20 protein-coding genes and 1 tRNA gene are annotated in these 26093 nt (G+C 61.3%); 16 read left to right on the plus strand and 5 right to left on the minus strand.

Annotation, left to right across the window (positions count from 1 at the left end):
* Positions 1-39: 39 nt before the first annotated feature.
* Positions 40-126: transfer RNA gene (locus Q8X51_RS22120), tRNA-Leu, on the minus strand.
* Between the two features lie 224 nt (positions 127-350).
* Between Q8X51_RS22120 and rnr the strand changes: the two genes are divergently transcribed.
* The 13 genes from rnr to Q8X51_RS22185 all read left to right on the plus strand — a co-directional run bounded on the left by rnr (position 351) and on the right by Q8X51_RS22185 (position 18606).
* A complete protein-coding gene (gene rnr / locus Q8X51_RS22125; RefSeq protein WP_065947127.1) occupies positions 351-2984 on the plus strand; it encodes a ribonuclease R in 2634 nt (877 codons plus the stop codon).
* Positions 2981-3736 carry a 23S rRNA (guanosine(2251)-2'-O)-methyltransferase RlmB gene (rlmB, locus tag Q8X51_RS22130; protein WP_010213600.1) on the plus strand — a complete coding sequence of 252 codons (756 nt, stop codon included), beginning with the start codon at positions 2981-2983 and terminating at the stop codon, positions 3734-3736. The genes rnr and rlmB overlap by 4 nt, the downstream gene beginning before the upstream one ends.
* Before the next feature lie 248 nt (positions 3737-3984).
* Positions 3985-4407: a 30S ribosomal protein S6 gene (rpsF, locus tag Q8X51_RS22135; protein WP_003171371.1), complete on the plus strand. Its 423-nt coding sequence runs from the start codon at positions 3985-3987 to the stop codon at positions 4405-4407.
* Positions 4408-4436: 29 nt separating this feature from the next.
* Positions 4437-4667, plus strand: a complete 231-nt coding sequence (gene rpsR, locus Q8X51_RS22140) for a 30S ribosomal protein S18 (protein WP_003171373.1) — start codon at positions 4437-4439, stop codon at positions 4665-4667.
* 36 nt (positions 4668-4703) lie between these two features.
* Entirely contained in the window at positions 4704-5594 is an 891-nt protein-coding gene (locus Q8X51_RS22145) for a hypothetical protein (protein WP_065925619.1), read from the plus strand.
* Between the two features lie 18 nt (positions 5595-5612).
* Complete coding sequence (rplI, locus tag Q8X51_RS22150; protein WP_003171376.1) at positions 5613-6059, plus strand: 50S ribosomal protein L9; 447 nt, start codon at positions 5613-5615, stop codon at positions 6057-6059.
* Between the two features lie 110 nt (positions 6060-6169).
* Complete coding sequence (gene dnaB, locus Q8X51_RS22155) at positions 6170-7567, plus strand: replicative DNA helicase (protein ID WP_017526410.1); 1398 nt, start codon at positions 6170-6172, stop codon at positions 7565-7567.
* Between the two features lie 96 nt (positions 7568-7663).
* On the plus strand, positions 7664-9967 hold the full coding sequence (locus tag Q8X51_RS22160) for a YgiQ family radical SAM protein (RefSeq protein ID WP_027607690.1): 2304 nt from the start codon (positions 7664-7666) through the stop codon (positions 9965-9967).
* Positions 9968-10124: 157 nt separating this feature from the next.
* Positions 10125-11045 (plus strand): NAD synthetase, encoded by a 921-nt coding sequence (locus Q8X51_RS22165; RefSeq protein ID WP_065925617.1) that lies wholly within the window; start codon positions 10125-10127, stop codon positions 11043-11045.
* The gene (locus Q8X51_RS22170; RefSeq protein ID WP_407693589.1) at positions 11042-11500 is read left to right on the plus strand and encodes a hypothetical protein; all 459 of its coding nucleotides are present in this window, start codon (positions 11042-11044) and stop codon (positions 11498-11500) included. Before Q8X51_RS22165 ends, Q8X51_RS22170 begins: the two co-directional genes overlap by 4 nt.
* Positions 11501-11842: 342 nt before the next feature.
* Complete coding sequence (locus Q8X51_RS22175) at positions 11843-15133, plus strand: transglutaminase family protein (protein WP_407693590.1); 3291 nt, start codon at positions 11843-11845, stop codon at positions 15131-15133.
* A 96-nt stretch (positions 15134-15229) separates the two neighbouring features.
* Positions 15230-17716, plus strand: coding sequence for a circularly permuted type 2 ATP-grasp protein (locus tag Q8X51_RS22180; protein WP_065925614.1), 2487 nt, complete (start codon positions 15230-15232; stop codon positions 17714-17716).
* Entirely contained in the window at positions 17716-18606 is an 891-nt protein-coding gene (locus Q8X51_RS22185; RefSeq protein ID WP_407693591.1) for a transglutaminase family protein, read from the plus strand. The genes Q8X51_RS22180 and Q8X51_RS22185 overlap by 1 nt, the downstream gene beginning before the upstream one ends.
* Positions 18607-18709: 103 nt before the next feature.
* On the opposite strand, the gene Q8X51_RS22190 is transcribed toward Q8X51_RS22185, so the two are convergent.
* On the minus strand, positions 18710-18892 hold the full coding sequence (locus Q8X51_RS22190) for a hypothetical protein (RefSeq protein ID WP_032890516.1): 183 nt from the start codon (positions 18890-18892) through the stop codon (positions 18710-18712).
* A gap of 332 nt (positions 18893-19224) precedes the next feature.
* On the opposite strand from Q8X51_RS22190, the gene azu reads away from it, so the two are divergent.
* The gene (azu, locus tag Q8X51_RS22195) at positions 19225-19671 is read left to right on the plus strand and encodes an azurin (RefSeq protein WP_027607696.1); all 447 of its coding nucleotides are present in this window, start codon (positions 19225-19227) and stop codon (positions 19669-19671) included.
* 74 nt (positions 19672-19745) lie between these two features.
* Here the strand turns inward: azu and nadE are convergent, their stop codons facing one another.
* From nadE to Q8X51_RS22210, 3 genes are all read right to left on the minus strand, one after another.
* A complete protein-coding gene (gene nadE / locus Q8X51_RS22200) occupies positions 19746-20573 on the minus strand; it encodes an ammonia-dependent NAD(+) synthetase (RefSeq protein WP_027607697.1) in 828 nt (275 codons plus the stop codon).
* A 3-nt stretch (positions 20574-20576) separates the two neighbouring features.
* Positions 20577-21791, minus strand: a complete 1215-nt coding sequence (pncB, locus tag Q8X51_RS22205) for a nicotinate phosphoribosyltransferase (RefSeq protein ID WP_065947132.1) — start codon at positions 21789-21791, stop codon at positions 20577-20579.
* 146 nt (positions 21792-21937) lie between these two features.
* The gene (locus tag Q8X51_RS22210) at positions 21938-22828 is read right to left on the minus strand and encodes a LysR family transcriptional regulator (RefSeq protein WP_065925611.1); all 891 of its coding nucleotides are present in this window, start codon (positions 22826-22828) and stop codon (positions 21938-21940) included.
* Positions 22829-22981: 153 nt separating this feature from the next.
* Here Q8X51_RS22210 and amaB point away from each other — a divergent pair, with 153 nt between their 5' ends.
* Positions 22982-24472, plus strand: coding sequence for an L-piperidine-6-carboxylate dehydrogenase (gene amaB, locus Q8X51_RS22215; RefSeq protein WP_065925610.1), 1491 nt, complete (start codon positions 22982-22984; stop codon positions 24470-24472).
* A gap of 155 nt (positions 24473-24627) precedes the next feature.
* The gene (gene amaA, locus Q8X51_RS22220; RefSeq protein ID WP_407693592.1) at positions 24628-25911 is read left to right on the plus strand and encodes an L-pipecolate oxidase; all 1284 of its coding nucleotides are present in this window, start codon (positions 24628-24630) and stop codon (positions 25909-25911) included.
* Positions 25912-26093 lie beyond the last annotated feature (182 nt).

Below are 26093 nucleotides of genomic sequence, written 5' to 3' on the forward strand. Positions count from 1 at the left end.
GAAACGAAAAAACCCGCTTTCGCGGGTTTGATCTGAATTTGGTGCCCAGGAGAAGACTCGAACTTCCACGACCTTGCGATCACCAGCACCTGAAGCTGGCGTGTCTACCAATTTCACCACCTGGGCAACATCAACAACGTTGCCGTCGTCGATGGCGCGCACTATACGGAGCGGTTTTTTAGCTGTAAACCCCTGCTATGAAAAAAACCTGGAAAATTTCGCCAATGGTCGTGCAAGGTGCGCGGCGAGGGCTGTAAAAGGCTTTTAAACGCTTGTTGATGCCTGAAATTTCCCGTTTCAATACGCGTATGCCAAACTAACCCGCATATAGACAAGGTGAAAAATCTCTAATGGCCGATTGGCAGTCCCTCGATCCCGAGGCCGCTCGTGAAGCGGAAAAATATGAAAACCCTATTCCTAGCCGCGAACTGATCCTGGCGCACCTCGCCGATCGGGGTTCGCCTGCTAGCCGTGAGCAGTTGGTCGAAGAGTTCGGTCTGACCACCGAAGACCAGCTCGAAGCCCTGCGCCGCCGCCTGCGTGCCATGGAGCGCGATGCTCAACTGATCTACACCCGCCGTGGCACCTATGCACCCGTGGATAAGCTCGACCTGATCCTCGGCCGCATTGCCGGCCACCGTGACGGTTTCGGCTTCCTGATCCCGGATGACGGCAGTGATGACCTGTTCATGAGCCCGGCGCAAATGCGCCTGGTGTTCGATGGCGACCGTGCCCTGGCGCGGGTTTCCGGACTGGACCGTCGTGGTCGCCGTGAAGGCGTGATCGTCGAAGTGGTGTCCCGTGCCCACGAGTCCATCGTCGGCCGCTACTTCGAAGAAGGCGGTATCGGCTTTGTTGTGCCGGATAACCCGAAGGTCCAGCAGGAAGTGCTGATCACCCCGGGCCGCAATGGCGCTGCCAAGGTCGGCCAGTTCGTCGAGGTGAAAATCACCCACTGGCCGACTGCGCGCTTCCAGCCCCAGGGCGATATTGTAGAAGTGGTCGGCAACTACATGGCGCCGGGCATGGAAATCGACGTCGCGCTGCGTACCTACGATATTCCTCACGTCTGGCCTGAGGCTGTGCTCAAGGAAGCCGCCAAGCTCAAGCCGGAAGTCGAAGAAAAGGACAAGGAAAAACGCATCGACCTGCGCCATCTGCCGTTCGTCACCATTGACGGTGAAGATGCCCGCGACTTCGACGATGCGGTCTACTGCGAAGCCAAGCCCGGCAAGCTGCGTCTGTTCTCCGGCGGCTGGAAGTTGTTCGTCGCGATTGCCGACGTTTCCAGCTATGTGAAGATCGGTTCGGCCCTGGATAACGAGGCCCAGGTACGCGGCAACTCCGTGTATTTCCCTGAGCGCGTGATCCCGATGCTGCCTGAGCAGCTGTCCAACGGCCTGTGCTCCCTGAACCCGAAAGTCGACCGTTTGGCCATGGTTTGCGAGATGACTATCTCGAAAACCGGCGAAATGACCGATTACCAGTTCTATGAAGCGGTGATCCACTCCCAGGCGCGCCTGACCTACAACAAGGTCAGCACCATCCTGGAACAGCCGAAAACCAGCGAAGCCAAGGCGTTGCGTGGTGAGTACGGGCATGTGGTGCCGCACCTCAAGCAGCTGTACGCGTTGTACAAAGTGTTGCTGGGTGCCCGTCATGTGCGTGGCGCGATCGATTTTGAAACCCAGGAAACCCGGATTGTCTTCGGTTCCGAGCGCAAGATCGCCGCGATCACCCCGACCACCCGTAACGATGCGCACAAGCTGATCGAGGAATGCATGCTGGCGGCCAACGTGGCCACCGCTGAATTCCTGAAAAAGCATGAAATCCCTGCGCTCTACCGTGTACACGATGGCCCGCCACCGGAGCGCCTGGAAAAACTGCGCGCGTTCCTCGGCGAGCTGGGCCTGTCCCTGCACAAAGGCAAGGACGGCCCGACGCCGAAGGACTACCAGGCACTGCTGGCCAGCATCAAGGACCGTCCGGATTACCACGTGATCCAGACCGTGATGCTGCGCTCCCTGAGCCAGGCGGTGTACAGCGCCGATAACCAGGGCCACTTCGGCCTGAATTACGAGGCGTATACCCACTTCACCTCGCCGATTCGCCGTTATCCGGACTTGCTCACGCACCGCGCAATCCGCAGCGTGATCCATTCCAAGCAGAACACCCCGCACGTCAAGCGCGCCGGTGCCATGACCATTCCGAAGGCGCGGATCTATCCGTACGACGAAGCGGCCCTGGAACAGTTGGGCGAGCAGTGCTCCATGAGCGAGCGCCGCGCCGACGAAGCCACCCGCGATGTGGTGAACTGGCTCAAGTGCGAGTTCATGAAGGACCGCGTGGGCGAGTCGTTCCCAGGTGTGATCACCGCCGTGACCGGCTTTGGCCTGTTCGTCGAGCTGACCGACATCTACGTCGAAGGCCTGGTGCACGTCACCGCCTTGCCGGGTGACTACTACCACTTCGACCCTGTGCACCACCGCCTGGCGGGTGAGCGTACCGGTCGCAGTTTCCGTTTGGGCGATACCGTGGAAGTGCAGGTCATGCGCGTCGATCTCGACGAGCGCAAGATCGACTTTGGCATGCCTGACAAGCCCGCCGAAGCGCCGGGCCGTAAAAAGCGTGGCAGCGAGACGACCGCGCCTGCAAGCAAAGGCAAAGGCGCTCCCGCCAAAGCGGCAGTTGCAGAGCCTGCTCCGGCCAAGGCCGGGCGCCGTCCAGCAGCCAAGGACAAAGCACCCGAGGCCTACCGCCCAAGCGACGCGGCGGCGAAAAACGCCGAACTGCGCAAGAGCCGTGAGTTGAAGCAGCAGTTGCTCAACGAAGCCAAAAGCGGTGGTAAAGCGGCGTCTGGGGGAAAGTCCCAGGGGGCGGAAAAGCCGTCGAGCAAGCCAAGTAAACACCGTAAAGGCCCGCCAAAAGCGGGTTCGGCCCCCGCGAAAAGCGGCGGGTCGCGCAAACCTAAGGCCAAGTCATGAGTCTGGAAAAAATCTACGGCGTCCACGCCGTAGAAGCACTGCTGCGTCACCATCCTAAGCGCGTCAAGCAAGTCTGGCTGGCCGAAGGTCGCAGCGAGCCGCGCGTACAGGCGTTGGTCGAGTTGGCCACCCAAAACAAAGTCGCCATCGGCCAGGCCGAACGGCGTGAAATGGACGTGTGGGTCGAAGGCGTCCACCAGGGTGTGGTGGCGGACGTCAGTCCGAGCCAGGTCTGGGGCGAAGCGATGCTCGATGAGCTGCTCGACCGTACCGAAGGTGCACCGCTGCTGCTGGTGCTGGACGGCGTGACCGACCCGCACAACCTCGGCGCGTGCCTGCGCTCGGCCGATGCTGCGGGTGCGCTGGCGGTGATTGTGCCTAAGGACAAGTCGGCTACCTTGACGCCGGTGGTGCGTAAAGTCGCCTGTGGCGCGGCGGAAGTGATTCCGCTGGTGGCCGTGACCAACCTGGCGCGCACCCTGGAGAAACTCCAGCAGCGCGGCCTGTGGGTCGTGGGCACGGCGGGAGAGGCCGAGGTCAGCATTTATGACCAGGACCTCACCGGCCCGACCATCCTGATCATGGGAGCCGAAGGCAAGGGCATGCGTCGCCTGACCCGTGAACATTGCGATTACCTGGTGCACCTGCCGATGGCCGGTAGCGTCAGCAGCCTGAACGTGTCGGTTGCGACCGGCGTGTGCCTGTTTGAGGCCCAGCGTCAGCGTGGTGCCAAGGCCAAGGCGAAGAAGTAATTCCAAGCCTGGCGTAGAACCAACATGTGGGAGGGGGCTTGCCCCTCCCACATGTGCTTTTGTGGTGTCTGGGAGATTGTTCAAATAATCACCAATCACCTTGCGCCCGTTCTTCCCCTTCTCTACAATTGCGCCCCTTGCCTTCCTGGCAGGCACCGATGTGCCTCCCTGCGGCAAGATCCATAAGTGTCATTCACTCCTTGTCTGACCGTTTTTGAGCGGCAGGCTACAACCCGTAAGGAGCATTCATGCGTCATTACGAAATCATCTTTTTGGTCCACCCGGATCAAAGCGAGCAAGTCGGCGGCATGGTTGAGCGTTACACCAAGCTGATCGAAGAAGACGGCGGCAAAATCCACCGTCTGGAAGATTGGGGTCGTCGTCAACTGGCCTACGCAATCAACAATGTTCACAAGGCTCACTACGTGATGCTGAACGTTGAGTGCACCGGCAAGGCCCTGGCCGAGCTGGAAGACAACTTCCGCTACAACGATGCAGTGATCCGTAACCTGGTCATCCGTCGCGAAGAAGCCGTTACCGGCCAATCCGAGATGCTCAAGGCTGAAGAAAACCGCAGTGAGCGCCGTGAGCGTCGCGACCGTCCTGAGCACGAAGGCGCTGATAGCGCTGATAGTGATGACAGCGACAGCAGCGATAACGCTGACGAGTAATCCACGGACCTTATTAAGGAGCCTATCAAATGGCACGTTTCTTCCGTCGTCGTAAGTTTTGCCGCTTCACCGCTGAAGAAGTGAAGGAGATCGACTACAAAGATCTCAACACTCTGAAAGCCTACGTATCCGAGACCGGCAAAATCGTTCCAAGCCGTATCACCGGTACCAAAGCACGTTATCAGCGTCAGCTGGCTACCGCTATCAAGCGCGCCCGCTTCCTGGCCCTGCTGGCCTACACCGACAGCCACGGCCGCTGAGACCGGGCAGTCGACAAGTAGTAAGGGATTGAATGCATGCGCGCCTTAGCTGAGTTCATCATGCGCGGTCGTGTGCAGGCCACTCTGGTAGTGGCTGGATGTGCAGTGTTGCCGTTGTTGTTCTGGTTGGGTGCCGCCGCGGGTTGCCTTGTGCTCCTGCGGCGCGGTTCGGACGCCTTGAGCGTCCTGGGTCTGGGGTTGTTGTCAGTGTTGGTGAGCTGGCATTTCCTGCAAGACCCGACAGCGCTTCTGGTGCTGTTGGGGAGTTGCAGTCTGGCGTTGGTTTTGCGCGCCGGGCATTCCTGGAATCGCGTGCTGCTGGTCAGCACGGCCGTTGGGTTGTTGTGTGCGGTGAGCCTGGGGACCGTTTTCGGTTCCTTCATCGAGTCGTTGGCGCAGACGTTTCAACACGTCTTGCCGCTGGTGATGGGTGAGTCTTACGAGAAGTTCTCGGCAGACCAGAAAGCAGCACTCGCTTCACTGGCAGTTCCGATGTTGATCATTTCGACAGCGGTTTCGGTGCAGGTCTTTAGTGTGTTGTGCCTGATTCTTGGGCGCTATTGGCAGGCGTTGTTGTATAACCCCGGCGGTTTCGGAAGCGAGTTTCGCGCAATCCGGATCCCCAAGCGCGTTGCGCTGTCACTGCTGGCCGTCATGTGCGTTGCCCCGTTTATCGGGTGGCACACCTTGATCCTGTTGCCGTTGTGCGGTGTGCCGCTGTTCTTCGCTGGCTTGTCCCTGATTCACGGGCTTGTCGCGCAGAAAAGACTGGCCAGTTTCTGGCTGGTGGGGATCTACGTCACCGTCCTGCCGCTCATGCACTTGATCGGTCCGTTACTCGTGGTCTTGGCCATTGTCGACAGCCTGATTGATTTTCGCGGACGTTCTGCGCCGAAAGACGCCGATAACGCGAACGGTGAAGGTTAAAAGTTAGAGGATTTTCACATGCAACTGATCCTTCTGGAAAAAGTCGCCAACCTGGGCAACCTGGGCGACAAAGTGAACGTTAAGGCCGGCTACGGTCGTAACTACCTGCTGCCATACGGCAAAGCCACCGCTGCAACCGCTGCCAATCTGGCTGCGTTTGAAGAGCGTCGCGCTGAGCTGGAAAAAGCAGCAGCAGACAAGAAAGCTTCGGCTGAAACTCGCGCTGCCCAACTGGCTGAGCTGGAAGTGACTATCACTGCCACCGCCGGTGACGAAGGCAAGCTGTTCGGTTCGATCGGCACCCACGACATCGCTGATGCACTGACCGCCTCCGGCGTTGAAGTGCAGAAGAGCGAAGTTCGTCTGCCGAACGGCACCATCCGCAACGTAGGCGAATTCGACGTAGCCGTGCACCTGCACGCCGAAGTTGAAGCCACCGTACGCGTTGTCGTGGTAGCAGCTTAAGTCGCACCTAACTGACTGGCACCTCGTGTGCCGGGCAGTTAACATCGGGCACGATCCTGTTTACAGGTCGTGCCTTTTGTTTTTCTACAATCCCCTAATTCCAAGTGGCCATGAACGATATTTCAGCTCCTGAGCAATACGATCTGCAAACCGCTGCCCTGAAGGTGCCGCCGCATTCCATCGAGGCCGAACAGGCCGTGCTCGGTGGCCTGATGCTGGACAATAACGCCTGGGAACGCGTGCTGGATCAAGTCTCGGACGGCGATTTCTATCGTCATGACCACCGCCTGATCTTCCGTGCCATCGCCAAGCTGGCCGACCAGAACTCCCCAATCGACGTGGTGACCCTGGCCGAGCAGTTGGACAAGGAAGGCCAGACCTCCCAGGTCGGTGGCCTGGGCTATCTGGGTGAACTGGCAAAAAACACGCCGTCCGTCGCCAACATCAAGGCCTATGCCCAGATCGTTCGCGAGCGCGCCACCCTGCGCCAGTTGATCGGCATCAGCACCGAAATCGCCGACAGCGCCTTCAACCCCGAAGGTCGCACCGCCGCCGAAATCCTTGACGAAGCCGAGCGCCAGATCTTCCAGATCGCCGAAGCGCGCCCGAAAACCGGCGGCCCGGTCAGCGTCAATGACCTGTTGACCAAGGCCATCGACCGCATCGACACCTTGTTCAACACCGACAACGCCATCACCGGTATTTCCACCGGCTACACCGACCTCGACGAGAAGACCAGCGGCCTGCAGCCGTCCGACCTGATCATCGTCGCCGGTCGTCCATCCATGGGTAAGACCACCTTTGCGATGAACCTGGTGGAAAACGCCGTGTTGCGCAGCGACAAGACCGTACTGGTGTACTCTCTCGAGATGCCAGGCGAATCGCTGATCATGCGTATGCTGTCGTCCCTCGGCCGTATCGACCAGACCAAGGTGCGTGCCGGTCGCCTGGAAGACGACGACTGGCCGCGCCTGACCTCGGCGGTCAACCTGCTCAACGACCGCAAGCTGTTTATCGATGACACCGCCGGTATCAGCCCGTCCGAGATGCGTGCACGTACCCGCCGCCTGGTGCGTGAGCACGGCGACATCGCCCTGATCATGATCGACTACCTGCAGTTGATGCAGATCCCGGGTTCCAGCGGCGATAACCGGACCAACGAAATTTCCGAAATCTCCCGGTCACTCAAGGCCCTGGCCAAGGAATTCAACTGCCCGGTGGTGGCACTGTCCCAGCTCAACCGTTCCCTGGAACAACGCCCCAACAAGCGCCCGGTGAACTCCGACTTGCGGGAATCCGGAGCGATCGAGCAGGATGCCGACGTGATCATGTTCGTGTACCGCGACGAGGTGTATCACCCCGAGACCGAGCACAAAGGCATTGCCGAGATCATTATCGGCAAGCAGCGTAACGGCCCGATCGGCTTTATCCGCCTGGCGTTCATCGGTAAATACACGCGCTTCGAGAACCTGGCGCCGGGCAGCTACAACTTCGACGACGACGAATAACCCGTCTGCTCAATTCCGACCATTACCGTCGGAATTGGTCAAAATTTGTGCTATATTCCGCGCCCGCGATTTTTCATCTCAACACCGGTCACCGTCATGCAAACAGCCAAGCCGTTATTTGACTATCCCAAGTACTGGGCCGAATGTTTCGGCCCTGCGCCATTCCTGCCGATGAGCAGGGAGGAGATGGATCAGCTTGGCTGGGATTCGTGCGACATCATCATCGTCACCGGTGATGCCTACGTGGACCACCCGTCGTTCGGCATGGCCATCATCGGCCGGCTGCTGGAGTCCCAGGGCTTCCGCGTCGGGATCATTGCGCAGCCGAACTGGCAGTCCAAAGACGACTTCATGAAACTGGGCGAGCCGAACCTGTTCTTCGGCGTCGCGGCCGGCAACATGGACTCGATGATCAACCGCTACACCGCCGACAAGAAAATCCGTTCCGACGACGCCTACACCCCAGGCGGCATGGCCGGCAAACGCCCGGACCGCGCCAGCCTGGTGTACAGCCAGCGTTGCAAGGAAGCCTACAAGAACGTGCCGATCGTACTCGGCGGCATCGAAGCATCCCTGCGCCGCATCGCCCACTACGACTACTGGCAGGACCGCGTGCGCAACTCGATCCTGATCGACGCCACCGCCGATATCCTGCTGTACGGCAACGCCGAGCGGGCTATCGTCGAAGTCGCCCAGCGCCTGTCGTGGGGCCACAAGATCGAAGACATTACCGATGTGCGCGGCACCGCGTTCATCCGTCGCGATACCCCAGCCGGCTGGTACGAAGTGGATTCCACGCGTATCGATCGCCCGGGCAAGGTCGACAAGATCATCAACCCGTACGTCAACACCCAGGACACCCAGGCCTGCGCCATCGAGCAGGAAAAGGGGCCGGTCGATGATCCGGAAGAAGCCAAGGTCGTGCAGATCCTGGCCAGCCCGCGCATGACCCGCGACAAGACCGTGATCCGCCTGCCCTCGGTGGAAAAAGTCCGTGGCGACGCCGTGCTCTATGCCCACGCCAACCGCGTGCTGCACCTGGAAACCAACCCAGGCAACGCCCGCGCCCTGGTGCAGAAGCACGGCGAAGTGGACGTGTGGTTCAACCCGCCGCCCATTCCGATGACCACCGAAGAAATGGACTACGTGTTCGGCATGCCTTACGCCCGTGTTCCGCACCCGGCGTACGGCAAGGAGAAGATCCCGGCCTACGACATGATCCGTTTCTCGGTGAACATCATGCGTGGCTGCTTCGGCGGCTGCACCTTCTGCTCGATCACCGAGCACGAAGGGCGGATCATCCAGAACCGTTCCGAAGAGTCGATCATTCGCGAAATCGAAGAGATCCGCGACAAGGTGCCGGGCTTCACCGGTGTGATCTCCGACCTCGGCGGCCCGACTGCGAACATGTACCGCATTGCCTGCAAGAGCCCGGAAATCGAATCCGCGTGCCGCAAGCCGTCGTGCGTGTTCCCCGGTATCTGCCCGAACCTGAACACCGACCACTCGTCGTTGATCCAGCTGTATCGAAGCGCCCGTGCATTGCCGGGTGTGAAGAAGATCCTGATCGCTTCCGGCCTGCGCTACGACCTCGCGGTCGAGTCGCCGGAATACGTCAAGGAGCTGGTCACCCACCACGTCGGTGGCTACCTCAAGATCGCCCCGGAACACACCGAGGAAGGTCCGCTCAACCAGATGATGAAGCCGGGCATTGGCAGCTATGACAAGTTCAAGCGCATGTTCGAGAAGTACACCAAGGAAGCGGGCAAGGAGCAGTACCTGATCCCTTACTTCATCGCGGCTCACCCGGGCACCACCGATGAAGACATGATGAACCTGGCCCTGTGGCTCAAGGGCAACGGCTTCCGCGCCGACCAGGTGCAGGCGTTCTACCCGTCGCCGATGGCCACCGCCACCGCAATGTACCACTCGGGCAAGAACCCGCTGCGCAAGGTCACCTACAAGAGCGACGCGGTGACCATCGTCAAGAGCGAGGAGCAGCGCCGCCTGCACAAGGCGTTCCTGCGCTATCACGACCCGAAGGGCTGGCCGATGCTGCGTGAAGCGTTGACCCGCATGGGCCGTGCCGACCTGATCGGGCCGGGCAAGGACCAACTGATCCCGCTGCACCAGCCGAGCACCGACAGCTACCAGAGCGCTCGTCGCAAGAACTCGACGCCGGCCGGCAGCCACAAGGTCGCCAAGGAAACCACCACCAGGATCCTTACCCAGCACACCGGCCTGCCGCCCCGTGGCAGCGACGGCAGCAACCCGTGGGACAAGCGTGAGCAAGCCAAGGCGGCGGCCCAGGCGCGTAACAAGCAGGCGGCCAAGGAACGCAGCGATGCGGCCAAGGGCAAGGGCGGCAAGCCGGCCCGCAAGCCGGTCGTGCCGCGTTGATCGTCGCTTGAAAATGCAAACGCCAGCCTTGTGCTGGCGTTTTGCTTTCTAGGCGGTGGGGAGTCTGTTTGTTAAGGTGGCGCCCATTAAATTGCCATCGGGGGCTTGCCCCCGATAGCGTCAGTCCAGTCTCCACCCCTTCAAGGAAGAACACCCCATGGGCAACCCCCTGGCCGGCATCGGCATGGACTCCAACCGCTCCCAGTTCATGGCGCGCCAGCGCATCGAAAGCCAGATCAACCTGCCACGGCTGTTCGCGGCCATCGACGCCGACCCCAGCATCGTCGGCGCGGGGGTGGTGTATATCGACGCTGACTTCAATGTCATTACCCTGCGCGAATTCAAGCCCATCTGCAGCATCAAGCCCAAGCGCATCATTTTGCGTGAAGCGCAGAAGTACATTGCGCCAACACAGTTTGCTCAACATGTCGTGAGCAATCCTCGAGAATCGCGACTGATTGGCGAAGCCGTGAATACCGGAATCTCCTGCTTGGGGGCGGTCATCAGTTGGGCTGCGATCGCCAGTGGAACAATTCTGGTGCCTTTCAGCGCTGGCGCCAGTTCCGTCATCGTTGTAGTGGGGTATGCGGCTGCCGGCGCAAGTACGCTTCAGTGTTTCAACGGCATTGCCCGAACAGCGCTGGAAGTCGCCAAACCTGAGGTCAAGGATTCGCTCGACAGTGAAGGCTGGTACCAGAATGCGTCCATCGTGCTGGACGCCGTATCACTGGTAGGCGTGGGCGCTTCGGCCCTGACGACGGTCAAGCTGGTCAGGGCCGCCAAAGCATCGACGGGCAAGAGCCTGCGTGATGTGCTTCGCGGTTTGAATCGCCAGGAAAGAGCCAAGCTGACGAAAGAGCTGCTGAGCATCAACCATCCCAGCTTGACCGCGAAGATGATCAAATTGAGGCAGGCGTCGGGCGAACTCACTAAGCGTTTCACCCCTACGCAGCTCAAGCACAGCACCACTACCCAGATCAAAGACGTCCTGGGCGCAAGCGTTGGGTTTGGCGGGAGTGCCTACTCCGGAAACGTCAACACCATCGCGATTGGACTGTACGAGGAGGTAAGCGAATGAGCGAATTGATGACGCTACGCGAATTTTTCAGACAATACTTTCTGACGTTTATGGGCGGCGTATTTGCTGCGTGTTTTTCTTTGGCGTTGGCTGTGGCGCTGGCGTTCATCACCTATTTTCGTGATGCGCCGATGGCTCAAGTGGGGCTCAAGATCATGTCTGCCGGGGCGCTGCTCATTCTGTTGACGGTCCATAGCAACTTTATGATTTTGCGGGGCCGACCCTCCTGGGTGTGGGTAATGGTCGGTATCTATGTCGCCTGTCTACTGTTTGTAGTTCCGATGGTTCAATTCCAGCCCCACAAAGTCCTTTATGGGTTGGCGCTGTTATTCCCATTGCTCGGATTATTGACACTTAACAGCAAGGTTCAACGAGAGATGCGCACGAAACTCGTGGGAATCCGTCGTATTCGGCAGGCGGTCAAATCAACCGTCAGATCGAGTAGTCGCATGTGAAGGAGCCGCCTTCGATAAACGGTTTTCTCGCGCGCTATTTCCCGCTGTTGGGTTTACTGCTGCTCAATAGCAAACGCCACCGCGAAATGCGCAAAAAACTGTCCGAGATACGCCACCTGCGCCAAGCCGTAATCGCAAAGCGCAAAACCCGTTGATTGGGTAGATTCGCCACCCATCCTCACATTAACGCCACAAATATGTGCGGCGCCTGCACCACGACACCACCGTCGGCGCCGTTTTGGTGCTGTACTGCACCGGGTCTTACGATAAAGCGCAATGACCGCCGCTCTGGCATAAGTCTTGCGCGCTTTGTGTCCATGCCCTGGCTCGCAGGAGGCCGCCGTGTCGATTCATGTCGCGTTGCACCATGTTACGCATTACCGCTACGACCGCGCGGTCGAACTTGGCCCACAGATCGTGCGTCTGCGCCCGGCGGCCCATAGCCGCACGCGGATTTTGTCCTACGCACTCAAAGTGCTGCCCGAGCAGCACTTCATCAATTGGCAGCAGGACCCCCAGGGCAATTACCTGGCGCGTCTGGTGTTCCCGGAAAAGACCGATGAATTGTGCATCGAGGTTGACCTGGTCGCCGAGATGGCGGTGTTCAACCCGTTCGATTTTTTCCTTGAGCCCTACGCCGAAAAAATCCCCTTCAGCTACGCCGCCGATGAACAGCGCGAGCTGGCGCCGTACTTGGAAACCCTGCCGCTGACGCCGAGGTTTGCCGCCTACCTGGCGGGTATCGACCGCACGCCGTTGCCGGCCGTGGACTTCCTGGTGGGCCTCAACCAGCGCCTGGCCGCCGACATCGGCTACCTGATCCGCATGGAACCGGGGGTGCAAACCCCGGAATTCACCCTGGAAAACGCTTCCGGCTCCTGCCGCGATTCGGCCTGGCTGCTGGTGCAATTGCTGCGCAACCTCGGGTTGGCGGCGCGGTTTGTGTCCGGTTATCTGATCCAGCTGACCGCCGACGTCAAAGCCCTCGACGGCCCCTCCGGCACCGAAGTCGACTTCACCGACCTGCACGCCTGGTGCGAAGTGTATTTGCCCGGTGCCGGCTGGATCGGCCTGGATGCCACCTCCGGGTTGTTCGCCGGTGAAGGGCACATCCCGTTGGCCTGTAGTCCCGATCCATCGTCCGCCGCGCCGATCAGTGGGCTGGTGGAACCCTGCGAGTGCGAATTTACCCACGAGATGTCGGTGGAGCGCATCTGGGAAGCGCCACGGGTCACCAAGCCCTACACCGAAGAGCAATGGCTGGCGATCCAGGCCCTGGGCCGGCAGATCGATGGCGACCTGCTCAAGGATGATGTACGCCTGACCATGGGCGGCGAGCCGACCTTCGTCTCCATCGACGACCCCGACGGCGCCGAGTGGAACACCGCAGCCCTCGGGCCGGATAAGCGGCGCTTGTCCGCCGAACTGTTCCAGCGCATGCGCAAGCATTACGCGCCCAAGGGCCTGGTGCACTTCGGCCAGGGCAAGTGGTACCCCGGCGAGCAATTGCCGCGCTGGTCGCTTAACTGCTACTGGCGCCGTGACGGCGTGCCCATCTGGCACAACAGCGCGCTGATCGCCGATGAACAACAGGACTACGGCGCCGATGGCGTAATGGCCGGGCGCTTCCTGGCCAGCGTCGCCGAGCGCCTGAAGTTGCCGGCGCGCTTTGTATTCCCGGCCTTCGAAGACAACTTCTACTACCTGTGGCGCGAAGGAGCGTTGCCGCAAAACGTCACGGCCCAGGACCCGCGCTTGAGCGACGAACTGGAGCGCGAACGCTTGCGCAAGGTGTTCAGCCAGGGCCTGGATAAAGTCATCGGTCAGGTACTGCCGCTGGCTCGTACGGCGGCCAATGACCGCTGGCAGAGCGGGCGCTGGTACCTGCGCGATAACCATTGCCGTCTGGTGCCGGGGGATTCGCCGCTGGGCTATCGCCTGCCGTTGGCCTCGCAGCCGTGGGTGACGGCGGCGGAGTATCCGTTCGTGCACCCGACCGACCCTAACCAGGATCAACCGGAACTGCCGACCAGTGCGCAACTGCAAAGCCATGGCGAACCCGCGCCGAGCGACGAGCGAGTGCCCGAGGTCGACGAGTCCGCCGACTGGCTGACCCGCACCGCCCTGTGCGCCGAAGCGCGGGAAGGGCGCCTGTACTTGTTTATGCCGCCCCTGGAACGCGTCGAGGATTACCTGGAACTGGTGGCCGCCATCGAAGCCACCGCCGAGGAATTGCACTGCCCGGTGCTGCTGGAAGGCTACGAACCACCGTTCGATATGCGCCTGAGCAACTTCCGCGTCACGCCGGATCCGGGTGTGATCGAGGTCAACGTGCAGCCGTCCGCGACCTGGGACGAGTTGGTGGAACGCACCGAATTCCTCTACGAGGAGGCGCGGCAGACCCGGCTGACCACCGAGAAGTTCATGATCGACGGCCGCCATACCGGCACCGGCGGCGGTAACCACTTTGTGCTGGGGGGCGCGACGCCCAAGGATTCGCCGTTCCTGCGCCGGCCCGATCTGCTGCGCAGCCTGATCAGCTATTGGCATAACCACCCCTCGCTGTCGTACCTGTTTTCCGGCCTGTTTATCGGCCCGACCTCCCAGGCACCGCGGGTCGACGAAGCCCGCAACGACGCGCTGTATGAGCTGGAAATCGCCTTTGCGCAAATGCCGCAGCCGGGTGAAGAATGCCCGCCCTGGTTGGTGGATCGCCTGCTGCGCAACCTGTTGATCGACGTAACGGGCAATACCCACCGCGCCGAATTCTGTATCGACAAACTCTACTCGCCCGACGGTGCCACGGGCCGCCTGGGCCTTCTCGAGTTGCGGGCCTTTGAAATGCCGCCCCACGCACGCATGAGCCTGACCCAGCAATTGCTGCTGCGGGCCTTGGTGGCGCGCTTCTGGCGTGAACCCTATGCGCCGCCGAAACTGGCGCGTTGGGGCACCGAATTGCATGACCGCTTCCTGTTGCCGCACTTTATCGAGCAGGATTTTGCCGACGTGATCGTCGAGTTGAACGCCGCCGGTTACCCGTTACGCGCCGAATGGTTCGCCGCGCACCTGGAGTTCCGCTTCCCCAAGGTGGGCGATTACGCCGTCAGCGGGATCGAACTGGAACTGCGCCAGGCCCTGGAGCCTTGGCATGTACTGGGCGAAGAGGGCGCGGTGGGCGGCACGGTGCGCTATGTGGATTCGTCCCTGGAGCGCTTGCAGGTGAAGGTGAGTGGGCTGCCGCCGCAACGCTACCTGCTGACCTGCAATGGCATCCCGGTGCCGCTGCAACCGACCGGGCGCATTGGCGAGTTCGTCGCCGGCGTGCGTTACCGCGCCTGGCAACCGGCCAATTGCCTGCAACCGACCATCCCGGTGCATGCGCCGCTGGTGTTCGACCTGCTGGACACCTGGATGCAGCGCTCCCTGGGCGGCTGCCAGTACCATGTTGCGCATCCGGGCGGGCGTAACTACGACAGCCTGCCGGTAAACGCCAATGAGGCGGAGAGCCGGCGCATGGCGCGGTTTTTCCGTCTCGGCCATACACCAGGAAAGCTCACCGTGCCGAGTGTTGTGATCAATGACGAATTGCCGATGACCCTGGATCTGCGGCGTCACCCCAATAAAAATGACTAAAAGCGATCACAATGTGGGAGGGAGCAAGCGCCCTCCCACATTAGATTGCAGTGAATTTGAATTAAACTGAGCCCCTTTGCCTCTGCCGAGCGTTCCATGCCCGACTTGCTCGACCAATACCCGCTGACCGCGGGTACTTATCACGAACTGCTGGACGACAGTGGCGCAGTACGCGCCCATTGGCAGCGCTTGCTCGATCACCTTCAACGCAGCACACCCGCGCAACTGGCCCAGCGCCAGGCGCTGCTGACAAGGCAGATCCAGGAAAACGGCGTCACCTATAACGTCTACGCCGACCCCAAGGGCGCCGATCGCCCTTGGGAACTGGACCTGCTGCCCCATGTGCTGGCGGCCGATGAATGGCAGCAGCTGTCAGCCGGTATCGCCCAGCGTGCGCGTCTGCTCAACGCCGTACTGGCGGACCTCTACGGGCCGCAACGCTTGATCAAGGAAGGCCTGCTGCCGGCCGAACTGGTGTTCGGGCATAACAATTTCCTCTGGCCGTGCCAGGGCATCCAACCGCCTGACGGTGCGTTTCTGCACCTGTATGCCGTGGACCTGGCGCGTACCCCGGATGGCCGCTGGTGGGTCACCGCCGACCGTACGCAAGCGCCTTCGGGCGCCGGTTATGCGTTGGAAAACCGCACCATCGTGTCCCGCGCCTTTCCGGACCTGTACCGTGATCTGCAGGTGCAGCACCTCACCGGTTTCTTCCGCACGCTCCAGGAAACCCTGGCCCGCCAGGCGCCGAGCGATGACCAGCCACCGCTGATCGTGTTGCTCACCCCTGGGCGTTTCAACGAAAGCTATTTTGAACACCTGTACCTCGCGCGTCAGCTCGGCTACCCGCTGGTGGAAGGCGGCGACCTCACGGTGCGCGACAGCACGGTGTTCCTGAAAACCCTCAGTGGCCTGCGCCGGGTGCACGCGATCATGCGTCGCCTCGACGATGACTTCTGCGACCCGCTGGAGCTGCGCACCGACTCCGCCCTCGGCGTACCCGGCCTGCTCGACGCCGCGCGCCAGGGCAATGTACTGGTGGCCAATGCCCTGGGCAGCGGCGTGCTGGAGTCCCCCGGTTTGCTCGGCTTTCTGCCCAGGATCAACCAGTTCCTGTTCGGCGAAGAATTGCTCTTGCCCTCCATCGCCACCTGGTGGTGCGGTGAGGCGCCGGTGCTCGCCGAGGCCTTGGAGAAACTGCCGGAACTGCTGATCAAACCGGCGTTTCCGTCGCAAAGTTTTGCCCCGGTATTCGGTCGCGACTTGAATGACGAGCAACGCCAGGCCTTGGCCGAACGCATGCGCGCGCGGCCTTACGCCTACGTCGCCCAGGAGCTGGCACAACTGTCCCAGGCACCGGTGTGGCACACCGTGGAGGATCACCTGCAACACCGCGCCATCGGCATGCGCGTGTATGCCGTGGCCAGCGCGGAGGGCTACCGCGTACTGCCCGGCGGCCTGACCCGTGTGGCGGCGGACGCCGATGCCGAAGTGGTGTCGATGCAACGCGGCGGCGCCAGCAAGGACACCTGGGTGCTGGGCGAACGCGCCAGCAGTGGCGAGCATTGGCGCGCCCAGCGCGCGATTGGTGCACACGACCTGGTGCGCCGCGACCCTTATCTGCCGTCCCGCGTGGTGGAAAACCTGTTCTGGTTCGGCCGTTACTGCGAGCGCTGCGACGACAGCGCACGCTGGCTGCGCATCGTGCTGGCGCGCTATGTCGACGGCGACGACCCCTTGGCCTTGCAGGCGGCGGTCGAGTTGGGTGAAAACCTGCGCCTGCTGCCGGAGGAGGGCGAGCTGCCCGAGCGTTTGCAGGCGGCCTTGCTCGGCGATGATTGGCCGTCGAGCCTGCGCGCCAACCTGCAACGCTTGCAGTGGGCGGCGTCCCAGGTGCGCGGCAAGTTGTCCCGTGAGAACTGGCAGGCCCTGGTGGAGTTGCAGCGCGAAGCTCTGGAGCTGGAGAGCGAAAGCCCGGATTTTGGTGAGTTGCTGGACTTTCTCAACCGCCTGGTAATGTCCCTGGCGGCGCTGTCCGGGTTTGCCCTCGACGACATGACCCGCGACGAAGGCTGGCGCTTCCTGATGATGGGCCGGCGCATCGAGCGCCTGCAATTTCTCAGCAGCAGCCTGGCGGCATTCCTGCGCGGCGTGGCGGTGTTCGATCAAGCGGGCCTGGAGTGGTTGCTGGAGCTCGGCAACAGCAGCATCACCTACCGCTCGCGCTACCTGGCGGTGCCGCAGCTGATTCCGGTCCTGGATTTGTTGTTGCTGGATGAACAGAACCCCCACGCGGTGCTGTTCCAGCTGAAACTGGTGAGCCGTACCCTGCGCCGTCTTAATGATGATTTCGGTGTGCCACGGGAGACCGGGTTGGCGCCGTTGGTGGAGCGCCTGGCGCGTTTCGACCTGGCGTGCCTGGAGAACCCGTTGTTTGGCGAATCCAGCGTGCGTGCCGCACTGGAAGGCCTGGCCGACCTGCTGCAGGCGGTCGCCGATGAGAGTGGGCAAGTGTCGGATCGTCTGGCTTTGCGCCACTTTGCCCATGTGGATGATGTCAGTCAGCAAACGGTGTCGGTGTGATGAGTGCGCGCTACCAGATTTTCCACGATACCCATTACCACTACGACAGCCCGGTGTCCCTGGCCCAGCAGCTCGCGCATTTATGGCCGAGGCCGTGCGCCTGGCAGCGTTGCAGCGACCAGCAACTGGATATCAGCCCGCAGCCGTCGTCACGCCGGGATGAGCTGGACGTGTTCGGCAACCCGATCACCCGCCTGGCGTTCGAGCGGCCCCATGATGAATTACTGGTGAACGCTGGGCTGACTGTGGAAGTGCTGGCGCGGCCGGTGCTGGATTTCCAGCACTCGCCCGCCTGGGACCAGACCCGCGACAGCCTGACCTACAGCAGCCAGCCACTGTCGCCCGAGTTGATCGAAGCCTGCCGTTATCGCTTCGAATCGCCCTACGTACACCTGAAGAAGACCTTCGTCGAGTTCTCCGAGAGCTGCTTCCCTCCTGGTGCGCCCTTGCTATTGGGGGTGCAGGCCTTGATGGAAAAGATCTTCAGCGAATTCACCTTCGATGCCGAAGCTACCCAGGTCGCCACGCCGCTGGTGGAGGTGCTGGAGCGCCGACGCGGCGTGTGCCAGGACTTCGCCCACCTGATGCTCGCCTGCCTGCGCTCGCGCGGCCTGGCGGCGCGTTATATCAGCGGCTACCTGCTCACCCAGCCACCGCCCGGCCAGCCACGGCTGATCGGCGCCGATGCCTCCCACGCGTGGGTCTCGGTGTATTGCCCGGTATCGGGCTGGGTGGATTTCGATCCGACGAACAATGTGCAGCCGGCGCTGGAGCACATCACCCTGGCCTGGGGCCGGGATTTCTCCGATGTGTCGCCGTTGCGTGGGGTGATTCTGGGGGGAGGGACCCATGACCCGGAGGTGCGGGTGACGGTGATGCCGCTGGTGTAGGAGCGAGCTTGCTCGCGAAGAACCTGAGGGCGCCGCGTTGATCTTGGCTTCCCGCGTTATCGTTGACGTTCTTCGCGAGCAAGCTCGCTCCTACAGTAAATAATTATTCAGCCGGGTCTTTCGGGGTTTCAGTCTCGTCTGCTGCCACTTCACCTTCCGCGTCCGGGTTCAGTGCGCCCGCTTCTTCATCGACAGCGGCTTTCTTGCGTTGCAGTTTTTCCTCTTTCTTCTGTTCCTTGGCCAAGTCTCTCTGACGTTTGGCGAAGGAGTAATTAGGTTTGGCCATGGGCGATCCTCTAGGGTCGAAGGTGAGGGTGGCGGCGCGCAGCTGCCTTGGGACGACATGGTAGCAGCTTCAAGGGGCGCTTGGCCTTCACTTACCGCAGGCGTAGGCGGCCAGGAGGCCATTGAACAGTTGGTTGAGGTGCATGGCTCGGGCTCCAGTGGGTGATGGGCCGATCATAGACAGCCTGCGGCACTTTGGCTGGTTGATTGTGTCGATAAGTCTGATAGCCTAAAGTTGTATACAATCTGTTGATTCAGGTCATAAGAATTTTTGCCTGCCTCAGGCACCCTTGTCGCATTACGCGTTGTTTAAACCCTGCCTTGGAGATTCACATGTTTGCCAAACTCGTTGCTGTTTCCCTGCTGACTCTGGCCAGCGGCCAGTTGCTTGCTGCAGAGTGCAAGGTCACCGTCGACTCCACTGACCAGATGTCCTTCAACACCAAGGAAATCACGATCGACAAGAGCTGCAAGACGTTCACTGTCGAGCTGACTCACTCCGGCAGCCTGCCGAAAAACGTCATGGGTCATAACTGGGTGCTGACCAGCGCCGCCAACATGCAGCCGGTTGCCACTGATGGCATGGCTGCTGGCATCGACAAGAACTACCTGAAAGAGGGTGACGATCGCATCATCGCCCACACCAAGATCATTGGTGCCGGCGAGAAGGATTCGGTGACCTTCGATGTCTCGAAACTGGCGGCCGGTACGGATTACGCGTTCTTCTGCTCGTTCCCGGGCCACATCTCGATGATGAAAGGCACTGTGGTCCTGAAGTAAGACCGCGTTATCGTTCATCGGGGGCTTGCCCCCGATGACTGCCTGCCAATCAACACACCACTATCTGGCTCACCTCAAGGCGCAAACGGCATCACCCGCTTGTGCTCGGTCTTGCGGTACGTCTCGCAAATAATCCGGAACGCTTCTTCACGCACCGGCTCACCGTGCAGGAACGCATCGATCTCGGCATAGGTCACGCCATGTGACGCTTCATCCGGCTTACCTGGCGACAGGTCTTCAAGGTCGGCCGTCGGCACCTTCTCCACCAACGACTCCGGCGCACCAAAGAACCGTGCAATCGCGCGTACCTGGTTTTTCACCAGGCCGCTCAACGGCGCCAGGTCGCAGGCGCCATCGCCGAACTTGGTGAAAAAGCCCATCACCGCTTCCGCCGCATGATCGGTACCGATCACCAGGCCGCTGGCCGCGCCGGCGATGGTGTACTGCGCCACCATGCGCATGCGCGCCTTGGTGTTGCCGAGCACGAAGTCGCGGGACACCGCCGCCTTGCCTTCAAACGCCGCCACTTCATTGGCCAGGGCTTTCACCGCCGGGCCGATGTTCACGGTGTGGCGCTCGTCCGGGTCGATAAAGTCCACCGAGGCCTGGGCATCGATTTCATCGAACTGGGTTTCGTAGGGCAGGCGCACGGCGATAAAGCGGTAGGCCTCGTCACCGGTGCGGGAGCGCAGTTCCTGCATCGCGCGTTGGGCCAAGAGGCCGGCAGTCAGGGAGTCGACGCCGCCGCTGATGCCCAGCACCAGTGTCTTGAGCCCGGAATTGCGCAGGCAGTCCTGGATAAACGCTACGCGCCGGGCAACTTCGGCCTCGAGGGCGGCCTGGTCCTTGAACGGCGCTTGGACCTTGAGCTGTTCAGCAATCTCACGCTGTACGGCTTGCATGATTCACTCCTTGCTAGAGATGGCAGGTACTTTGAAAACATGACGCAAATAGGCGACAAAATTCGGGTCGGTGCAGTGGGTCTTGCCCGCTTCATCGGAGATCTTCGCGACGGGCTGGCCATTGCAGGCGGTCATTTTAAGCACGATGCTCATCGGTTCCACCCCTGGAATATCGCAGGTCAGGTTGGTGCCGATGCCGAAGCTCACATTAATGCGACCACGCAACGCGCGGAATATCTCCAGGGCCTTGGGCAACGACAGGCTGTCGGAGAACACCAGGGTCTTGCTCATCGGCTCGATGCCCAGCTTGTGGTAGTGGGCAATGGCTTTTTCGGCCCACTGCACCGGGTCGCCGGAGTCATGGCGCAGGCCATCGAACAGCTTGGCGAAGTACAAGTCGAAGTCGCCAAGGAAGGCGTCGGTGGTGATGCAATCGGTCAGGGCGATACCCAGCAGGCCCCGGTATTCGCGGACCCAACAGTCGAGGGCGGCGATCTGGCTGTCGATCAGGCGCGGGCCGAGTTGCTGGTGGGCCATGATCCATTCATGGGCCATGGTGCCCAACGGCTTCATATCGAACTCGCGGGCCAGGTGTACGTTGCTGGTGCCGACAAAACGCCCGGGGAAGTCATGCTTGAGCACGCTGACCACCTCTTCCTGCACGCGGTATGAGAAGCGTCGGCGCGTGCCGAAGTCGGCCACTTGCAACTCGGCCAGCTCGTCGCTGCTGGCGTTGGCCGTCAGCCAGTCGAACTTGCGGTACAGCTGCTCGCGGGCCTGTTCGAGGATCACCGTCTGGTAGCGGTAGCGGTTACGCACTTCGCTGACGATCGCCAGCATCGGCACTTCAAACAGAATCACATGCAGCCACGGCCCGCGCAGGCGGATAAACAACTCGCCGTTCTCGATGCCGGTCTGCACATAGCGCAGGTTGAAGCGAAACAGGCCGAGAAAACGCAAAAAATCCGGCTTCATAAAGCTGATGCGTTCCAGGAACCCCAATTGGTCGGGGCTCAAGCTCAGCTCGGCGAGGCGCTCGATCTGGTAGCGGATCTCCGCCAGGTACGGGCGCAGGTCTTCGCTGTTGCGGCAACGAAACTCCCATTCAACTTCCACGTTGGGGTAGTTGTGCAGCACCGCCTGCATCATGGTCAGCTTGTAGAAGTCGGTGTCGAGCAAGTTCTGCACGATGCGATCGGCAAACACACTCTCGCTCATAACGGGAATCTCCAGACAGGTCGGGCGATGGGCGCCGACCTTTACGCACAATTAAGGAAGGGGGCTAGTGGCGCATAGACGCGGGTAGGTTTGCCAGTGATTTTTTTTGCCAAGGCCACTTGCCGCCGATGGCGATATTCCAGGCATTAAACAACCTGCTCCATCATCCACTTCACAAACTCCCGCACCTTGGGCACCTCCGCCGCGTGTTCCGGGAAGGCCAGGTAATAAGCGTCCTGGCTGGGCATTGCATGCTGCCAGGGGATCACCAGCTTGCCGTCGGCCAGTTCTTCTTCCACCAGAAAGCGCGGCAACAACGCCACGCCGCAACCGACCTGCGCCGCACGAATGCACATATAAAAGGTGTCGAAACGCGGCCCGTGGTAGCTGTGCTCGGTGTGATACCCCTGATCGGCAAACCAGTCATGCCAGCCCTGGGGGCGCGAGGCGTTTTGCAGCAGCACCAGGTCGCTCAGTTGCGTGGGGTCGGTGAAGGGCTGCGCCGGCAGGCTTTCCGGGGCGCACACCGGTACCAGCTCTTCGCTGAACAGTTTCAGGCTCTCGGTGCCGGGTCGCGAGCCCTGGCCGAAGTAGAAGGCCATGTCGGCCTTGCCTTGCAGCAGTTCGTCCGGCTCCTGTTCGTTGCACAGATCCAGGTGGATCTGCGGGTGGCGCAGGCGCCAGCCCTTGAGGCGCGGCACCAGCCAGCGCGCCCCGAAGGTGTAGGGGGTGGACACGCGCAACACTTCGGTCTCGCCGCCATAGGAGCGCAGGTAGTGGGTGGACATCTCCACCTGCGTGAGGATCTTGCGCACTTCCACCAGGTACAGGTCGCCTGCCGGAGTCATCTGCAAGCGGCGACGCACGCGGCGAAACAGCAGGTGCTGGAGCAATTCTTCCAACTGCGCGACCTGTTTGCTCACTGCGCTTTGCGTGAGGTTCAGCTCCTCGGCGGCGCGGGTGAAGCTCAGGTGGCGGGTGGCGGCCTCGAAACACTGCAGGGCGGTGATCGAGGGCAAATGTCTTTTGTTCAGCACGGCATGCCTCTTTTTATTCTTTGCATGAATAAACGGAATGATATCTCGCCTAATCGTCGTTTGTTGGCAAGTCTTGGGCCAGCTACAAATAAGGCCTGGATCGCCGTGCGTGCCGCGGTGCGATTTTTTGTTCGAAGATTAAAGGAGTGACCCATGGTTGCCGCATTGCTTGATCGTCTCGGGGTAAACCCGGCGCTGTACCAGGCGGGTAAACAACCCGTGCATTCGCCCATTGATGGCAGCCGTATCGGCAGTGTGCACTGGGAAGGTGCCGCCGAGGTGGAGCAACAGGTCAGTCGCGCCGAGCATGCATTCGAGGCCTGGCGCAACGTGCCGGCACCCCGCCGCGGCGAGTTGGTGCGCCAGTTCGGCGATGTACTGCGCGAATACAAGGCCGATCTGGGCGAGCTGGTGTCCTGGGAAGCCGGCAAGATCACCCAGGAAGGCCTGGGTGAAGTGCAGGAAATGATCGACATCTGCGACTTCGCCGTGGGCCTGTCCCGCCAGTTGTACGGCTTGACCATCGCCTCCGAGCGCCCAGGCCACCATATGCGTGAAACCTGGCACCCGCTGGGCGTGGTCGGGGTGATCAGCGCCTTCAACTTCCCGGTAGCCGTGTGGGCGTGGAACACCACACTGGCGCTGGTGTGCGGTAACGCAGTGATCTGGAAACCGTCGGAAAAGACCCCGCTCACCGCCCTGGCGTGCCAGGCGCTGTTCGAGCGTGTGCTGAAGAATTTCAAGGACGCGCCGCAATACCTGAGCCAGGTCATCATCGGCGGCCGCGATGCCGGCGCTGCGCTGGTGGATGACCCACGCGTGGCCCTGATCAGCGCCACCGGCAGCACCCGCATGGGCCGCGAAGTGGCGCCGAAAGTTGCCGCGCGGTTTGCCCGCAGCATCCTCGAGCTGGGCGGCAACAACGCCATGATCCTCGGCCCGAGCGCCGACCTGGACATGGCCGTGCGCGCCATCCTGTTCAGCGCCGTCGGCACCGCCGGCCAGCGCTGCACCACCCTGCGCCGCCTGATCGCCCACGAGTCGGTCAAGGAAGAAATCGTCACCCGCCTCAAGGCCGCCTATTCGAAAGTGCGCATCGGCCACCCGCTGGAGGGCAACCTGATTGGCCCGCTGATCGACAAGCATGGCTTCGACGCTATGCAGGACGCCCTGGAGCAGGCCTTGAGTGAAGGCGGCAAGGTGTTCGGCGGCAAGCGCCAGTTGGAAGACAAGTTCCCCAACGCCTACTACGTGTCGCCGGCCATTGTCGAAATGCCTGAGCAGAGCGATGTGGTGTGCACCGAAACCTTCGCGCCGATTTTGTATGTCGTCGGCTACAAGGACTTCGCCGAAGCCCTGCGCCTCAACAACGCCGTGCCCCAAGGCCTGTCGTCGTGCATCTTCACCACTGACGTGCGCGAGGCCGAGCAATTCATGTCGGCAGTGGGCAGCGACTGCGGGATCGCCAACGTCAACATCGGCCCGAGCGGCGCGGAGATTGGCGGCGCGTTTGGCGGTGAGAAAGAGACCGGTGGCGGTCGCGAGTCAGGTTCGGATGCATGGCGCGGGTACATGCGCCGCCAGACCAACACCGTGAACTATTCGCTGGAGTTGCCGCTGGCCCAGGGCATCACCTTCGACTGATTCTGTAGGAGCGAGCTTGCTCGCGAAGATCGTCAACGATCACGCGGGCATCCTGAATGCCCGCGCCGCTCTCGCGTTTTTCGCGAGCAAGCTCGCTCCTACAGTGATGGTGTTGAACAAGAAAAACGCTTGTTGGGTCTCACCGGAGTCTGGCAATGGCACTTCGCGAAACATGTTTGTGGGAACACCTCACCCCTGGCCGGCCGGATCGTGCCGCGCTCAAGGGCGAGGTCAAGGTGGATGTGTGCGTGATCGGCGCCGGCATCACCGGTTTGTCGGCCACCATTCACTTGCTGGAGCAGGGTAAAAGCGTCGCCGTGCTGGAGGCTCATCGCACCGGCCACGGTGGTTCGGGGCGCAACGTCGGGTTGGTGAATGCCGGCCTGTGGATCCCTCCGGACGAGATCGAAGCCGGTTTCGGCGAAGCGGTGGGCAGCCAGCTCAACCGCATGCTCGGCGCGGCACCATCGCTGGTGTTCAGCCTGATCGACAAATACAACATCGATTGCCAATTGCGCCGCGAGGGCACCTTGCACATGGCGCATAACGCCCGTGGCGAGGCGGATTTGCGCAGTCGTGAAGAACAATGGAAGCGCCGTGGCGCGCCGGTGGAATTGCTCACCGGCCAGGCCTGCGAGCACGCCACCGGCACCAAGAAAATCGCCGCCGCCTTGCTGGATCGGCGTGCCGGTACCTTGAACCCGATGGCCTACACCAGTGGCCTGGCGAATGCCGCCGTGGGGCTTGGCGGGCAGTTGTTCGATCATTCCCCGGTCGCCCGGTTGGAGCGCCAAGGTGCGAGTTGGTCCGTTCAGACCGCCAGCGGTTCGGTGCAGGCTGCACAAGTGGTCATCGCCTCCAACGCCTACACCGAAGGTGAGTGGACCGAGCTGCGACGCAATTTTTTCCCCGGCTACTACTACCAGGTCGCCTCCGCGCCGCTGACCGACGCCGCCGCCGAGCAGATTCTGCCCGGCGGCCAAGGCTCATGGGACACGCGCCAGGTACTGAGCAGCATCCGCCGCGATGCCGATGGCCGCCTGTTGCTCGGCAGCCTGGGCAACGGTAACCAGAAACCGGCCTGGTTCCTCAAGGCGTGGGCTGATCGGGTGCAGCAACATTACTTCCCGTACCTCAAATCGGTGCAATGGGAATTCACCTGGACCGGCTGCATCGCCTTCACCCCCGATCACCTGATGCGCCTGTTCGAGCCAGCTCCCGGCCTGGTGGCGGTAACCGGCTATAACGGGCGCGGCGTGACCACCGGCAGCGTGGTCGGCAAGGCGTTCGCCGACTATCTATGTCACCAGAATCCCCAAGCCTTGCCGATCCCGTTTGCACCCATGCAACCGCTGGCCGGGGTTGGGCTGCGCAGTTGCCTGTATGAAGCCGGATTCTCGCTGTATCACGCCGGGCAATGCCTGAGGATCGTGATCTGATCAGCGAAATACCGCTCAGAAGCCTGCATTTTCTTAGCCGGCTACTAATCTGTATTGGTGCAGGTCGTAGCAGTTGCGCACTGTAAATGTGCAGTTCCGTTACGCAGGCTGTTACAGCTGTAGGAACTGTCGTTTATTGCTTTGGTTGCAGGTGCGACCCGTCAGGGTTGTACTTTTTCGGC

This window comes from Pseudomonas sp. Yb2C2 (genome assembly GCF_052112325.1).
Taxonomy (GTDB): Bacteria; Pseudomonadota; Gammaproteobacteria; order Pseudomonadales; family Pseudomonadaceae; genus Aquipseudomonas; species Aquipseudomonas marginalis.

Excerpts from the sequence above, each read along its gene's own strand:
- rnr (WP_065947127.1), top strand. The coding sequence starts at position 351 with ATGGCCGATTGGCAGTCCCTCGATCCCGAGGCCGCTCGTGAAGCGGAA.
- rlmB (WP_010213600.1), top strand. The coding sequence starts at position 2,981 with ATGAGTCTGGAAAAAATCTACGGCGTCCACGCCGTAGAAGCACTGCTG.
- rpsF (WP_003171371.1), top strand. The coding sequence starts at position 3,985 with ATGCGTCATTACGAAATCATCTTTTTGGTCCACCCGGATCAAAGCGAG.
- rpsR (WP_003171373.1), top strand. The coding sequence starts at position 4,437 with ATGGCACGTTTCTTCCGTCGTCGTAAGTTTTGCCGCTTCACCGCTGAA.
- Q8X51_RS22145 (WP_065925619.1), top strand. The coding sequence starts at position 4,704 with ATGCGCGCCTTAGCTGAGTTCATCATGCGCGGTCGTGTGCAGGCCACT.
- rplI (WP_003171376.1), top strand. The coding sequence starts at position 5,613 with ATGCAACTGATCCTTCTGGAAAAAGTCGCCAACCTGGGCAACCTGGGC.
- dnaB (WP_017526410.1), top strand. The coding sequence starts at position 6,170 with ATGAACGATATTTCAGCTCCTGAGCAATACGATCTGCAAACCGCTGCC.
- Q8X51_RS22160 (WP_027607690.1), top strand. The coding sequence starts at position 7,664 with ATGCAAACAGCCAAGCCGTTATTTGACTATCCCAAGTACTGGGCCGAA.
- Q8X51_RS22165 (WP_065925617.1), top strand. The coding sequence starts at position 10,125 with ATGGGCAACCCCCTGGCCGGCATCGGCATGGACTCCAACCGCTCCCAG.
- Q8X51_RS22170 (WP_407693589.1), top strand. The coding sequence starts at position 11,042 with ATGAGCGAATTGATGACGCTACGCGAATTTTTCAGACAATACTTTCTG.
- Q8X51_RS22180 (WP_065925614.1), top strand. The coding sequence starts at position 15,230 with ATGCCCGACTTGCTCGACCAATACCCGCTGACCGCGGGTACTTATCAC.
- Q8X51_RS22185 (WP_407693591.1), top strand. The coding sequence starts at position 17,716 with ATGAGTGCGCGCTACCAGATTTTCCACGATACCCATTACCACTACGAC.
- Q8X51_RS22190 (WP_032890516.1), bottom strand. The coding sequence starts at position 18,892 with ATGGCCAAACCTAATTACTCCTTCGCCAAACGTCAGAGAGACTTGGCC.
- azu (WP_027607696.1), top strand. The coding sequence starts at position 19,225 with ATGTTTGCCAAACTCGTTGCTGTTTCCCTGCTGACTCTGGCCAGCGGC.
- nadE (WP_027607697.1), bottom strand. The coding sequence starts at position 20,573 with ATGCAAGCCGTACAGCGTGAGATTGCTGAACAGCTCAAGGTCCAAGCG.
- pncB (WP_065947132.1), bottom strand. The coding sequence starts at position 21,791 with ATGAGCGAGAGTGTGTTTGCCGATCGCATCGTGCAGAACTTGCTCGAC.
- amaB (WP_065925610.1), top strand. The coding sequence starts at position 22,982 with ATGGTTGCCGCATTGCTTGATCGTCTCGGGGTAAACCCGGCGCTGTAC.
- amaA (WP_407693592.1), top strand. The coding sequence starts at position 24,628 with ATGGCACTTCGCGAAACATGTTTGTGGGAACACCTCACCCCTGGCCGG.